We start from the raw sequence: 12561 nt of genomic DNA, 5'->3' as shown, positions 1-12561 counted from the left end.
GGGAAGGCGCCATGAAGACACCCATCATCTCGCCTTCGATCCTCTCCGCCGATTTCGCCAATCTGGGAGAGGAAGTGCAGGACATCGACGCCGCCGGCGCCGACTGGATTCACGTGGACGTCATGGACGGCCATTTCGTGCCCAATCTCACCATCGGCCCCGCCGTCATCAAGGCCCTGCGAGGCCATACGCAGAAGCCCTTCGACGTGCATCTGATGATTTCGCCGGTCGACAGGTATGTCGAAGCCTTCGTCGATGCCGGCGCCGACATCCTGACCGTGCACGGCGAGGCCGGCCCGCATCTGCACCGCACGCTGCAGCTCATCCGCAGCTTCGGCATCAAGGCCGGGGTCGCGCTCAATCCCGCGACGCCGTGGCAGTCGGTGGAACCGGTGATTCACGATCTCGACCTGATCCTGGTCATGAGCGTCAATCCGGGCTATGGCGGCCAGAAGTTCATCCGCAGCCAGCTCGACAAGATCTCGGCCCTGCGCGGCCTGATCGACGGCTGCGAGGTCGACGTCACCCTGGAGGTCGACGGCGGCGTCAACGCCCAGACCGCGGTCGACGTGCTGTCCGCCGGCGCCGACGCGCTGGTGGCGGGGACGGCGGTCTTCCAGGGCGGGCCCGAGTGCTACGCCGGCAATATCGAGGCGCTGCGCGGCGCCGCCAACGCAGCCGACGCCGCCGACTGACAATACGGGAACCAGGGACCATGCGCGGCGTCCGGGACATCATCTACGGCAGCGCCCTATACCGCATGAGCCTGAGGGGCAGGTTTCATCACGGCCTCGCTTTCCAGCCGGCCGATCCGTGGGATGGCGACGCCGCCCGCGCCAACGAGCTGTTCCGCGGCATCTACAGTTTCGGCGGGGAGGTCGTGGATGTCGGGCCCAGCACGCCCTGGCCGGGACATCGCGGCTCCGAGAGCTGGCGCGCCGCACTGCAGGGCTTCGACTGGCTCCGCGATTTCCGCGCCGCCGGCGGCGACGCCGCCGAACGCGCCGCCCGCTCTCTCGCCGGCGCCTGGCTCACCCATTGCGGACAGTACGAGGCCTTCGCCTGGCGCCCCGACATCCTGTCGCGCCGGCTGATCAACTGGTGCCTGAACGCGGACCTGCTGATCCGCAACGCCGAACTGACCTACCGCTCCAACCTGCTGCGCTCGCTGGGCCGGCAGGCGCGGCATCTGGCGCGCACGGCCGACAAGGCGCCGCCTGGCCCGCCAGCGATCAAGGCGGCCGCAGGGCTGGCGCTGCTGGGCTATTGCCTGCCCGAATCGCGCGCCTATGCCGAAACGGGCCTGCGGCTGCTGACCGATCAGACGCAGCGGCAGATTCATTCCGACGGCGGTCATGTCAGCCGCGATCCGGAGCTGCTGCACGCCGTATTGCAGGATCTCGTCCTGCTGAAGCGGGTGATGATGGAGGTGGGCGAACCGCCGCCGGAGCCGCTGGTCCACGCCGTCGACCGGATCACGCCGACGCTGCGCATGTTCCGCCATGGCGATGGCGGTCTGGCGCTGTTCAACGGCGCGACCGAAGGCGATCCGGCCGCGATCGAGGTTACCATCAAGCGCTCCGGCGTACGCGGCCGGCCTAACCTGTCGGCGCCCCGCACAGGCTTCGAACGGATGGAGGGCGGCCGCACGGTCGTCGTCGCCGATTTTGGCGGCCCGCACCCGGAGGCCGGCGTCGGCCATGCCGGCCTGCTCAGCTTCGAACTGAGCCACCGGCGCGAACGCATCGTGGTCAACAGCGGCAGCGCCCGCCCCCCGGCGGCGCAGTGGTCGAAGGCGCTGGCGTCGACGGCGGCACACTCCACCCTGACGGTCGCCGACACCAACGCCATCGCGGTGCCGGAAGCCGGGCGCAAGCGACGCCGGCGCATGGCTGCCGAGGCGACGCGCACGGAATCGACCGACGCCACCTGGCTGGAAATGAGCCATGACGGCTATCGCGGCAGTTTCGGCCTGGTGCACCGCCGACGGCTCTACCTCGACGCCACTGGCGGCGACTTCCGCGGCGAGGACGTACTGGAGCCGCTGGAGCGCAGAACCGGCCAACCTACGCCCTTTGCCATCCGCTTCCACCTGCACCCCCTGGTCCGGGCCTCGCTCTCGCAGGGCGGCACGGCGGTGATTCTCAGCCTGAAATCGGGCCGCGGCTGGCGGTTCCGTGTGGCGGGCGCGGCGCCACAGCTCGAGGAAAGTATCCATCTCGGCGATGGTTCGCCGCGCCGTAGCACCCAGATCGTGCTGGCGGGCAGCCTTGCGGAAGAATCGGTTGCGGTGCAGTGGGCTTTCGGGCTGATTGACGGCCCCGAGGGACAGGAAGAAGCCGCGCAGGAGGGCCTGGAACTATGACCGACACTACGTTCGCGCCGAAGCGCGCGCTGATCTCGGTTTCCGACAAGTCGGGGCTGGACCGGCTGGGTCGGTTCCTGAAATCGAAGGGCGTGGAAATCCTGTCCACCGGCGGCACCGCCCGGGCGCTCGCCGACATGGGCTGCGACGTCACCGAGGTGAGCGATCACACCGGCTCGCCGGAGATGATGGACGGCCGCGTCAAGACGCTGCACCCGAAGATCCACGGCGGCATCCTGGGGCTGCGGGACGCCGAGAGCCACGTGAAGGCGATGAAGGACCACGACATCGCCCCCATCGATCTCGTCATCATCAACCTCTACCCCTTCGAACAGACCGTTGCCGCCGGCGCCGACCGTACGACCGCGATCGAGAACATCGACATCGGCGGACCGGCGATGATCCGGTCGGCCGCCAAGAACCACCGCTTCGTCGCCATCGTCACCGACCCGGCGGACTATGACGGGCTGATGGAGCAGTGGCGCAACGAAGGCGGGCTGACGCTGGACTTCCGCGAGCATCTGGCGGCCAAGGCCTTCGCCAGGACCGGCGCCTACGATTCCGCGATCACCGCCTGGTTCGCCGGCCAGTCCGACGAGATGCCGGGCCGATTCGCCGTCTCGGCAGGCCCGGCCCAGCCGCTGCGCTATGGCGAGAACCCGCACCAGATGGCGGCCTTCTACCCCTCCGGCGATCTGCGTCCCGGCGTCGCCAGCGCGCGCCAGCTCCAGGGCAAGGCGCTGAGCTACAACAACCTGAACGACACCGACGCGGCCTATGAACTGGTCGCCGAGTTCGACGCCCGCGACGCGGCGGCCGTGGCCATCATCAAGCACGCCAATCCCTGCGGCGTCGCCACCGGACCCAGCGTGGCCGAGGCCTATGCGCGGGCGCTGGCCTGCGATCCCGTCAGCGCCTTCGGCGGCATCATCGCGCTGAACCGGCCGTTGGAAGCGGATGCGGCGGCGAAGATCACGGAGATCTTCACCGAGGTCATCATCGCCCCCGGCGCTTCGGAAGCAGCCATCGAGATCGTGGCGAAGAAGAAGAACCTGCGCCTGTTGCTGACCGACGGCCTGCCCGACCCGGCGGCGCCGGGCCTGGCCTACAAGGCGCTGGCCGGCGGCGTGCTGGCCCAGTCGCGCGACAACGGCCGGGTGACCAAATCCGGCCTCCGGATCGTGACGAAGCGCGCGCCGAGCGACGCCGAGATGGCGGACATGATCTTCGCCTTCCGCGTCGCCAAGCACGTCAAGTCCAACGCCATCGTCTATGTCCGCGGCCAGCGCACGGTCGGCATCGGCGCCGGCCAGATGAGCCGGGTCGATTCCGCGCGCATCGCCGCGCGCAAGGCCGAGGACGCCCGCGAGGCCGCCGGCGACGCCGAAAGCTGGACCAAAGGCTCGGTCGTCGCTTCCGACGCCTTCTTCCCCTTCGCCGACGGCCTGCTGGCGGCGGTCGAGGCCGGCGCGACGGCGGTGATCCAGCCCGGCGGCTCGGTCCGCGACAACGAGGTCATCGCGGCAGCCGACGAGGCCGGTCTCGCCATGGCGTTCACCGGCATGCGCCATTTCCGGCACTGATCGAGTGCAGAACCAGACGAATCTGCCTGTCCCGATCCCCCTCCCGACCCGCATGACGCGGGTCCTCCCTCCCCCCTGCCCAAGGGGGAAGGTCGGGACGGGGGATCGCCGGCGCTCTACCCGCTCCATCGGGAAATCTGCGTGAAGCTGTCTCCGACATTGGCCGGCGCGGCGCTGGTCGTGCTGTCAACGATGGGCTTCAGCGTCATGCACGCCATGATCCAGTATCTCGGCAAGCAGGGCCTGCACGGCTTCGAGATCGCGTTCTTCCGCAACCTGTTCGGCATCGTCGCGCTGACGCCGATCTTCATCCGCTACGGGCTTGAGCCGTTCCGCACCACCAAGATCAAGCTCCACTTCGCCCGCGGCGCGGTGAACGCGGTCGCCATGCTGCTGTTCTTCTATGGCATCACGACCGGCATCGCGCTGGGCCTCGTACAGTCGCTCAGCTTCACCGCGCCGTTGTTCACCTCGCTGCTGGCGGTGCTGTTCCTGGGCGAGAAGATGCGCGCCCACCGCTGGACCGCGCTCGCCATCGGCTTCCTCGGCACGCTGGTGATCCTGCGCCCCGGCATGTCCGCCATCGAACCCGGCGCGGTCTACATCCTGCTGGCGGCGATGATGTGGGGCGTGGCGATGACGATCATCAAGCGCCTGACCGACACGGACTCGGCGATCACCGTATCGCTCTACATGGTGCTGATGCTGACGCCGATCTCGGGCATCGCCGCCGCCTTCGTCTGGACCTGGCCGACGGCGGAGCAGTTCATCTGGCTCGCCGCCATTGGCGTCATCGGCACCTTTTCCCAGATGGCGTTCGCCCAGGCCTTCCGGCTGGCCGACGCCACCGCCGTTCTGCCTTTCGATTTCTCGAAGCTGTTCTGGAGCGCGCTGCTGGGCTGGTTCTTCTTCGCCCAGGTGCTCGACCTCTGGGTCTGGATCGGATCGGTGATGATCTTCGCCGGCGGCTTCTACATCGCCTACAGGGAACGTAAGATCACGGGCAAATCGCCGCCGGTGCGGGAACCGGCCAGACCGGTCTGAAGCCGGCGCACGCGGAACGAGGGGAGGAACGTGAGGGGCATGACCGATTATGCGAGACCCTATCGGGGATTGAAGGTCCTCGACATGAGCCAGGGAGTGGCCGGCCCGCACGCCGGCATGCTGCTGGCGCTCTACGGCGCGGACGTCATCAAGGTGGAGCCGGAAGCCGGCGACTGGATCCGGCCGATCGGCGTGCGCTACGGCCAGCACTCGGCGCACGGCGTCTACTACAGCCGCGGCAAACGCTCGATCGCCCTCGACATGAAGTCGGAGGCGGGGCTGGAGATCATCTACCGCCTGGCCCGCGACGCCGACGTGGTGATCGAGAGCTTCCGGCCCGGCGTCGCCGACCGGCTGAAGATCGGCTACGAGGATATCCGCCGCATCAACCGCCGGGCGCTCTACCTTTCGGTCAGCGGCTTCGGTCAGGAAGGCCCCTACCGCGAACGTCCCTGCACGGACACCGTCGCCCAGGCCTTTTCCGGCCTGATGAGCGTCAACACGGGCAATGACGGCGCGCCGGTGAAGGTGGGCGCGGTGCTGGTCGATTCCATCACCGGCCTGTTCGCCTACCAGGCCGTCGCGACGGCCCTCTACGCCCGCGGCCAGACGGGCGAGGGCCGCCACATCGACGTCAGCCTGATGCAGGGCGCGGCGGCCATCCTGGCGCCCAAGATCCTGGAAGCGCATCTGCAGGGCGGCACGCCGCAGGCCTTCAATCCGCCGGCCGGCAACTTCGAGACGAAGGACGGCTGGATCGCCGTGACGCTGGTCCGCGACGCCGAATTCGTGAAGACCGCGCGGCTGATCGGCCTGCCGCACCTGGCCGACGACCCGCGTCTTCAGACCTTCGCCAACCGCGCGGAACACCTGGATGAACTGATGGATCAGCTCCGGACGCGCTACCGTGAGAAGACCACGGCCGAGTGGATGGCGATCCTCAAGCCGGAAGGCATTCTCTGCGAGCCGGTCAACACCTTCAACGACTGGCTGGCCGACGAGCATGTCCGCGCCGTGCAGGCCGCGCCTGCCGCCGATCAGCCGGGCGTGGGCGAAAGCCCGCTGGCGCGGGTGCCCGGCGCACCGCAATCGCCGGCCGACATCGGCGACGCGCCGGGGATCGGCCAGCATGGCGACGCGATCCTGGCCGAGCTGGGCTACGCGCCGGACGAGATCGCCGATATGGCGGCCAAGCGCGCCGTCTTTCTGGGGGAGAAGACCACATGAGCGAGTTCAGACCCGAAGAACACCGTATGTGCGAAGCTTCCTATTTCGAGGACCTGGAGGTTGGCCGGACCTTCTACATCAACTCCCGCACCCAGACGGACGCCCTGTTCTCCGCTTTCCAGCTCGCCTCCGGCGACAACCATCCGATCCACTACGATGTCGAATACTGCAAACGCCAGGGCCACCGGGGCCTGCTGGCCCACGGGCTGCAGGTCATGGCGCAGACCGCCGCCGGCGCCGGCGTCTTTCCGCACGTCATCGGCGAGGCGCTGATCGGTTTCATCGAGGCGTCGGCGAAGTTCATGGCCCCGGTCTATGCCGGCGACACGCTCTATCCGCAGCTAGAGATCACCGAACTGAAGCCGGGCCGGACGACAGGGGTCGTGACCTGCCGCGCCACCATCCACAACCAGGACGGCGTTCTGGTGCTGGAGGGCGAGCACAAGTACCTGGTGAAGAAGCGGCAGCCGGAGGCGCAACCATGAGCACCGTACTCTACGAGGTCCGCGGCCGCGTCGCGGTGATCACCCTGAACCGTCCCGACAAGCTGAACGCTCTCTCGAAGGAACTCGGCGCGGAACTCGCCGAGGCGTGGACGCGCTTTCAGGCCGGGCCGGAGCGCGCGGCGGTGCTGACCGCGGCCGGCGACCGCGCCTTCTCCGTCGGCGCGGACCTGCGGGACCCGCCCGAGATCTGGCCCTTCGCGCCGAGCGTCGGGGTGCATGTCGACAAGCCGGTCGTGGCCGCGGTCAACGGCATCTGCGTCGGCGGCGCCTTCATCCTGGTGCAGTTCTGCGATCTCTGCGTCATGGCCGAAGACGCGACCTTCGTCTATCCGGAGGCGAAGGTCGGGCTCTCCGGCGGGCTGATCGCCTCGGTGGCCGCGCGCGTGCCCCACAAGATCGCCATGGAGTTCATGATGCTGGGCGAGCCGATGACCGCCGCCCGCGCCTACGAGACGGGCATGGTCAACCGCGTCGTCCCGCAGGCGGAGGTGATGGACGCCGCCATGGACTATGCCGAGAAGCTCGCCGGCCTCGCGCCGATGGTGCTCTCGACGCTGAAGCGGCACGTCGCCGAGATGCTGCCCAAGGGACCGTCGGAGCGGGCCGGGCTGGCGCGGCGCGACCTGGAGGCGATCCGCAGTTCGTCGGACTTCGCCGAGGGCGCTGCGGCGTTCCGGGAGAAGCGGGCGCCGGACTTCACGGGCCGGTAGGCATACGGAAACGACTCCTTAGGCATTTGCGCGGACACTTCGGCAAACCCCGAGAGGTAAGCCGATGCATCCCTATACGCTCTACAAGCGCGGCCTGATGACCTTCTGGTACTGGTATGTCCGGAAACTCAACGCGCTCTGGCCGAAGATCACGCTGGAGGGCCGGGAGCTTGTCATCCTGCCGGGCGTCTACAAGCCGATCGAGAACGAGCAGGCCTCGGCCGCCTATTGCCGGCCCGGCGAGCGGGTGCTGGATCTGGGCTGCGGTTGCGGCGTCAACGCCATCTTCTCGGCGGCGCGCGCCCGCGAGGTCATCGCCGTCGACATCAGCGAGGTCGCGGTCCGCAATACCGCGGAGAACGCACGCCGCCTGGGCCTGACCAACGTGCGCGCCCTGGTCAGCGACATGTTCGACAATGTCGAAGGGCGCTTCGACCTGATCCTCGCCAACCCGCCCTACATAGCCGCCGATTTCGCCGATGAGGAGGCGCAGTTCGCCACCTCGGTACGCTATCTGCCGATCCTGTTCGCCGAGGCCGCCGACCACCTGACTCCCGGCGGGCGGCTGCTGGTGCAGTTCCCGGCCTGGTTCCGGCCGAAGATCGAGAAACTCGCCGGACAGCATGGTCTCAGGGTGGCGGAGTTCCGCCGCATGCCGCCCAAGTCCCTGAAACTGAAGCTGCTCAGCATCGCCTACCTGCAGGTCGGCTTCCGCTCCGCCTTCTATCTGATCGAACCCGCCGCCGCCGCGCACGCCGTCACGCCGGAGCCGGAGGCCGTCAAGGCCGCCTGAACCGTTCGAGAATGCCCCCGAGCCCTGGGGCCGGCTTCAGCCGGCGCCCGGGGCCCGTGCCTGAGCCTTTCCGCCGGAAAAGGTGCGACCGGATTTGCCCAGGCGTGGGTCCCGAGTCGAACCTGCGGTTCGCTCGGGACTCGGCAGTGGACAGAACGGCGCGCCTGCCTCGCCTGCCGCTAAGCCGCCTTCTGGCGCATGGTGACGAACTCCTCGGCCGCAGTCGGATGGATGCCGATGGTGCGGTCGAAGTCGGCCTTGGTGGCGCCCATCTTCACGGCGATGGCGATGCCCTGGATGATCTCGCCCGCCTCTGGACCGACCATGTGGACGCCGACGACCTTCTGGCTGTCCCGGGCGACAATCAGCTTCATCATCGTCTTCTCGTCGCGGCCGGTCATGGTGTGCTTCATCGGCGTGAAGGCGGAGCGGTAGATGTCGACCTCCCCGTGGACCGCCCGGGCCTGAGCTTCGGAAAGCCCGACCGAACCCACCGGCGGCTGGCTGAACACGGCGGAAGGCACGTTGTCGTGGTCGACCTTTTCCGGCTCGCCCAGGAACTCGGTGCGGTAGAAGCACATCGCCTCGTGGATCGCCACGGGCGTGAGCGCCATGCGGTGCGTCACGTCGCCGATGGCCCAGACATTGTCGATGTTGGTCTTCGAATAGTCGTCGACCTTGATGCCGCCCTCGGCGCTGATCTCGACGCCGAGCCGTTCGAGTCCGTAGCCGTCGATCCTGGGATGGCGGCCGGTCGCGTACATGATGCAATCGGCCTCGATCTCGGTGCCGTCGGTCAGCTTGGCGACCAGCTTCTCGCCGCGCTTGTCGATCTCCCAGACATTGACCTCGGTGCGCAGATCGACGCCCTTCTTCCGGACCTCGCGGCCGACGACGTCGCGGACGTCCTGGTCGAAGCCGCGCAGGATCTGCTCGCCGCGGTAGATCTGGGTCACGTGACTGCCGAGACCATGCATGATGCCGGCGAACTCCAGCGCGATGTAGCCGCCGCCGACGACCACGAACCGCTCGGGCCGCTTCTCCAGGAAGAACACCTCGTTGGACGAGATGGCGTGCTCGATGCCCGGCACGTCCGGCATGGACGGCCAGCCGCCGGTCGCGATCAGCAGCCTGTCGGTGGTCACCCGCTCGTTGCCCACCTGGATGGTGTGATTGTCGATGATCTCCGCGTGGGTCTCGTAGAGCCTGACGCCGGCATTGTCGCAGAGCCGTCGGTAGACGTCGTTGAGCCGCGAGATCTCCTTGTTCTTGTTGGCGATCAGACGGTCCCAGTGGAAACCGCCGACCTGCACGTCCCAGCCATAGGCCGAGGCGTCCTCGAAGTCCTCGCTGAAATGGCTGCCATAGACCAGCAGCTTCTTGGGCACGCAGCCGACGTTGACGCAGGTGCCGCCCAGCCAGCTCGACTCCGCGGCCGCCACCTTCGCGCCGTTCGAAGCGGCCATGCGCGCCGCGCGGACGCCGCCGGAACCGACGCCGATGACGAAGAGGTCGAAGTCGTAATTGCTCATGGAAAGGCCCCGCTCGTTCGTGTTGTCCAACCTGCGGTCAGATAGTCACAACGGGCGGTAAGCCAAGTCCAGAGCAATCACGGGCGGACCGGCTGGCGGCTACTTGTCGATGCCCGCCATCAGCAGGTACTTCACCTCGACATAGTCCTCGATCCCGTACTTCGAGCCCTCGCGGCCGAAGCCGGACTCCTTCATGCCGCCGAAGGGCGCCACTTCCGAGGAGATCAGACCGGTGTTGATGCCGACGATGCCGTACTCCAGCCCCTCCGACATTCGCCAGATGCGGCCGATGTCGCGGGTGAAGTAGTAGGAGGCGAGACCGAACTCGGTATCGTTGGCCTTGGCCAGCACCTCTTCCTCGGTCTCGAAGCGGAAGACCGGGGCCAGCGGGCCGAAGGTCTCCTCCTTCGCCACCTTCATTTCCTGGGTGACGTCGCGGATTACCGTCGGCTGGTAGAACAGACCGCCCAGTTCATGCGGCTTGCCGCCCTGGACAATGCTGCCGCCCTTGGACAGCGCGTCGTCGATGTGCTCGCGTACCTTGTCGTAACCGCTCTGGTCGATCAGCGGTCCCTGGTCGACTTCGTTCTTCAGCGCGTCGCCGACCCGCAGCTTCGCCACGGCAGCCGAGAACTTCTCGACGAAGGCGTCGTAGACGCCGGACTGCACGTAGATACGATTGGCGCAGACGCAGGTCTGGCCCATGTTGCGGAACTTGCACTGGATCGCGCCCTCCACCGCGGAATCCAGATCGGCGTCGTCGAAGACGATGAAGGGCGCGTTGCCGCCCAGTTCCATTGTCAGCTTCTTCAACGTGTCGGAGCACTGCGCCATCAGCTTCTTGCCGACATCCGTGGAGCCCGTGAAAGTCAGCTTGCGCACGACCGGGTTGGCGGTCAGCTCGCCACCGATCTCGCTCGCCGGACCGGTGATGATCGACAGCACGCCCTTCGGCACGCCCGCGCGTTCGGCCAGTTCCGCCAGCGCCAGCGCCGAATAGGGCGTCTGGGTCGCCGGCTTGACGACCATGGTGCAGCCCGCCGCCAGCGCCGGACCGGCCTTGCGGGTGATCATGGCGGACGGAAAGTTCCACGGCGTGATCGCGGCGGTAACGCCGACCGGTTCCTTGATCACGACGATGCGGGCGTCGCCGCGATGGCTGGGAATGGTGTCGCCGTAGACGCGCTTGCCTTCCTCGCCGAACCATTCGATGAAGCTGGCGGCATAGGCGATCTCGCCCCGGGATTCGGCCAGGGGCTTGCCTTGCTCCGCGGTCATCAGCCGCGCCAGATCCTCCTGGTTTTCCATGATCAGGTCGAACCACTTGCGCAGCACGGCGGCCCGCTCCTTGGCGGTCTTCTTCCGCCAGCCCGGCAGGGCGTCCTTCGCGGCCTCGATGGCGCGGCGGGTCTCGCCGGCGCCCAGCTTCGGCACGGTGCCGATCGCCTGACCCGTGGCCGGATTGACGACGTCGATCTTCGCGCCGCTGTCGGCATCGCTCCAGGCGCCGCCCACATAGCACTGCTCGCGAAACAGCCTGCCATCCTTCAGTCCCAGGGCCGGTGCGCCCATCGGCGATTGCTCGTTCATCGTTGCCTCCCGGAAATGTCGTCGGCGGCCTCGCATGCCGCTAAGGCACACTTGATGCGCTCGCCGGGGTCATTTCAAGGCGAAATCCCGCCGCCCGCCCCGAAACTGACGTCAGGGAAGGCGGGCGGCGGGAGGATGAACGGCCGGTCCTGACGCCGTTCAGGCGGCGCGCTTGACCTCGTCTGTGAAGGCCTTCCACTTCTCGACCGGCTGGTCGGCGGGGATCGGATAGTAGTAGGCGACGCGGTCGAGCACGCCCTCGTAGCGCTCGCGGACCACCTTGCCGACTTCGGACAGCTTGCCGATCACCGCGACCTGCTCGACGATCGCGTCCGGGATCTTCTTCGGCATTTCCTTCATCTGGCCGGAACGCATCATCTGGCTCAGTTCCTTGCCCAGATCGCCATAGCCCATGTGCTCCAGCACGGGGCGATAGTTCGGCGTCGAACCGTAGAAGGAAATCTGGAAGCGCACGTCCTCGACCGCCTTGTCGATCTCGGCCTGCGTGTCGCCGGAAGCGATCAGCACCATGGTCTGGACTTCCAGGTCGTCGACCGACTTGCCGCGCGTCTTCGCGCCCTCGTCGATCGCCGGCTTCACCACGTCCTTCAGATAGCCGACCGTATGGATCGGATGCGCGTGGAACCCGTCGGCGACCTCGCCTGCGGCGCGGCACATGCGCGGGTTCACGCCGGCCAGGTAGACCGGCAGATCGGGATTGTCGACCGGGCCCGGATTGAAGAACGGGTTCATCAGCGTGAACTGGTAGAACTCGCCGCGATAGTCGGGCTTCGTGTCGTTCTGGAAGGTGTCGAAGATCGCCTTCATGCAGCGGATGTAATCCGTTATCCGGGCCGCCGGCCGGTCGAACGGCATGGAGAAGCGGCGCTCGATATGGGCGCGGACCTGGGTGCCGACACCCAGATGCATGCGCCCGCGCGAGAGCTTCTGCATGTCCCAGGCGGTCTGCGCCATGGAAAACGGGCTCCGCCCGAAGGCGACGGCGATATTGGTGCCCAGATGGATCTTCTCGGTCGCCGCAGCCGCCAGCGTCAGTGGCGTGAAGGCGTCCTGGCCGGCCTCGAAGGTCCAGGCCGCGTCGAAGCCCATGTCCTCCATCAGTCTGGCGTGCTGGCCCACTTCGCGGAAATCCAGCCCGCGGAGCTGGCAGTCGATCTTCAGTGCCATGATTCTGTCCTCCCCTTCGCGGC

Annotated in this window: 11 protein-coding genes; 8 read left to right on the top strand and 3 right to left on the bottom strand. The window is 67.5% G+C overall.

Going from position 1 to position 12561, the window contains the following annotated elements; genetic code table 11:
* The first annotated feature begins 11 nt into the window (after positions 1-11).
* From rpe to CWC60_RS07190, 8 genes are all read left to right on the top strand, one after another.
* The gene (gene rpe, locus CWC60_RS07225) at positions 12-695 is read left to right on the top strand and encodes a ribulose-phosphate 3-epimerase (protein WP_109793307.1); all 684 of its coding nucleotides are present in this window, start codon (positions 12-14) and stop codon (positions 693-695) included.
* Positions 696-715: 20 nt separating this feature from the next.
* Positions 716-2365 carry a heparinase II/III family protein gene (locus CWC60_RS07220; protein ID WP_109793306.1) on the top strand — a complete coding sequence of 550 codons (1650 nt, stop codon included), beginning with the start codon at positions 716-718 and terminating at the stop codon, positions 2363-2365.
* Positions 2362-3948, top strand: a complete 1587-nt coding sequence (gene purH / locus CWC60_RS07215; protein WP_109793305.1) for a bifunctional phosphoribosylaminoimidazolecarboxamide formyltransferase/IMP cyclohydrolase — start codon at positions 2362-2364, stop codon at positions 3946-3948. The genes CWC60_RS07220 and purH overlap by 4 nt, the downstream gene beginning before the upstream one ends.
* Before the next feature lie 141 nt (positions 3949-4089).
* The gene (locus CWC60_RS07210; RefSeq protein ID WP_125182742.1) at positions 4090-4992 is read left to right on the top strand and encodes a DMT family transporter; all 903 of its coding nucleotides are present in this window, start codon (positions 4090-4092) and stop codon (positions 4990-4992) included.
* 39 nt (positions 4993-5031) lie between these two features.
* Positions 5032-6219 carry a CaiB/BaiF CoA transferase family protein gene (locus CWC60_RS07205; RefSeq protein ID WP_109793303.1) on the top strand — a complete coding sequence of 396 codons (1188 nt, stop codon included), beginning with the start codon at positions 5032-5034 and terminating at the stop codon, positions 6217-6219.
* Positions 6216-6704: a MaoC family dehydratase gene (locus CWC60_RS07200; protein ID WP_109793302.1), complete on the top strand. Its 489-nt coding sequence runs from the start codon at positions 6216-6218 to the stop codon at positions 6702-6704. The genes CWC60_RS07205 and CWC60_RS07200 overlap by 4 nt, the downstream gene beginning before the upstream one ends.
* Positions 6701-7435, top strand: coding sequence for an enoyl-CoA hydratase/isomerase family protein (locus CWC60_RS07195; RefSeq protein ID WP_109793301.1), 735 nt, complete (start codon positions 6701-6703; stop codon positions 7433-7435). Before CWC60_RS07200 ends, CWC60_RS07195 begins: the two co-directional genes overlap by 4 nt.
* Before the next feature lie 64 nt (positions 7436-7499).
* Positions 7500-8228, top strand: coding sequence for a methyltransferase (locus CWC60_RS07190; protein WP_109793300.1), 729 nt, complete (start codon positions 7500-7502; stop codon positions 8226-8228).
* Between the two features lie 179 nt (positions 8229-8407).
* On the opposite strand, the gene gor is transcribed toward CWC60_RS07190, so the two are convergent.
* From gor to CWC60_RS07175, 3 genes are all read right to left on the bottom strand, one after another.
* Complete coding sequence (gene gor / locus CWC60_RS07185) at positions 8408-9760, bottom strand: glutathione-disulfide reductase (protein ID WP_109793422.1); 1353 nt, start codon at positions 9758-9760, stop codon at positions 8408-8410.
* Positions 9761-9859: 99 nt separating this feature from the next.
* Positions 9860-11317 (bottom strand): NADP-dependent succinate-semialdehyde dehydrogenase, encoded by a 1458-nt coding sequence (gene gabD / locus CWC60_RS07180; RefSeq protein ID WP_109793421.1) that lies wholly within the window; start codon positions 11315-11317, stop codon positions 9860-9862.
* 192 nt (positions 11318-11509) lie between these two features.
* Positions 11510-12538 carry a TIGR03617 family F420-dependent LLM class oxidoreductase gene (locus tag CWC60_RS07175; protein WP_164516420.1) on the bottom strand — a complete coding sequence of 343 codons (1029 nt, stop codon included), beginning with the start codon at positions 12536-12538 and terminating at the stop codon, positions 11510-11512.
* Positions 12539-12561: the final 23 nt, after the last annotated feature.

This window comes from Minwuia thermotolerans (assembly GCF_002924445.1).
In the GTDB taxonomy this organism is placed as follows: Bacteria; Pseudomonadota; Alphaproteobacteria; order Minwuiales; family Minwuiaceae; genus Minwuia; species Minwuia thermotolerans.
Note: the sequence above shows the minus strand (reverse complement) of the source record. Positions and strands in the feature narration are given on the sequence as shown.

What these genes read in the sequence shown, in the direction of transcription:
- CWC60_RS07220 (WP_109793306.1), top strand. Translation starts at nt 716, where the DNA reads ATGCGCGGCGTCCGGGACATCATCTACGGCAGCGCCCTATACCGCATG.
- rpe (WP_109793307.1), top strand. Translation starts at nt 12, where the DNA reads ATGAAGACACCCATCATCTCGCCTTCGATCCTCTCCGCCGATTTCGCC.
- CWC60_RS07205 (WP_109793303.1), top strand. Translation starts at nt 5,032, where the DNA reads ATGACCGATTATGCGAGACCCTATCGGGGATTGAAGGTCCTCGACATG.
- CWC60_RS07190 (WP_109793300.1), top strand. Translation starts at nt 7,500, where the DNA reads ATGCATCCCTATACGCTCTACAAGCGCGGCCTGATGACCTTCTGGTAC.
- CWC60_RS07195 (WP_109793301.1), top strand. Translation starts at nt 6,701, where the DNA reads ATGAGCACCGTACTCTACGAGGTCCGCGGCCGCGTCGCGGTGATCACC.
- CWC60_RS07175 (WP_164516420.1), bottom strand. Translation starts at nt 12,538, where the DNA reads ATGGCACTGAAGATCGACTGCCAGCTCCGCGGGCTGGATTTCCGCGAA.
- CWC60_RS07200 (WP_109793302.1), top strand. Translation starts at nt 6,216, where the DNA reads ATGAGCGAGTTCAGACCCGAAGAACACCGTATGTGCGAAGCTTCCTAT.
- gor (WP_109793422.1), bottom strand. Translation starts at nt 9,760, where the DNA reads ATGAGCAATTACGACTTCGACCTCTTCGTCATCGGCGTCGGTTCCGGC.
- purH (WP_109793305.1), top strand. Translation starts at nt 2,362, where the DNA reads ATGACCGACACTACGTTCGCGCCGAAGCGCGCGCTGATCTCGGTTTCC.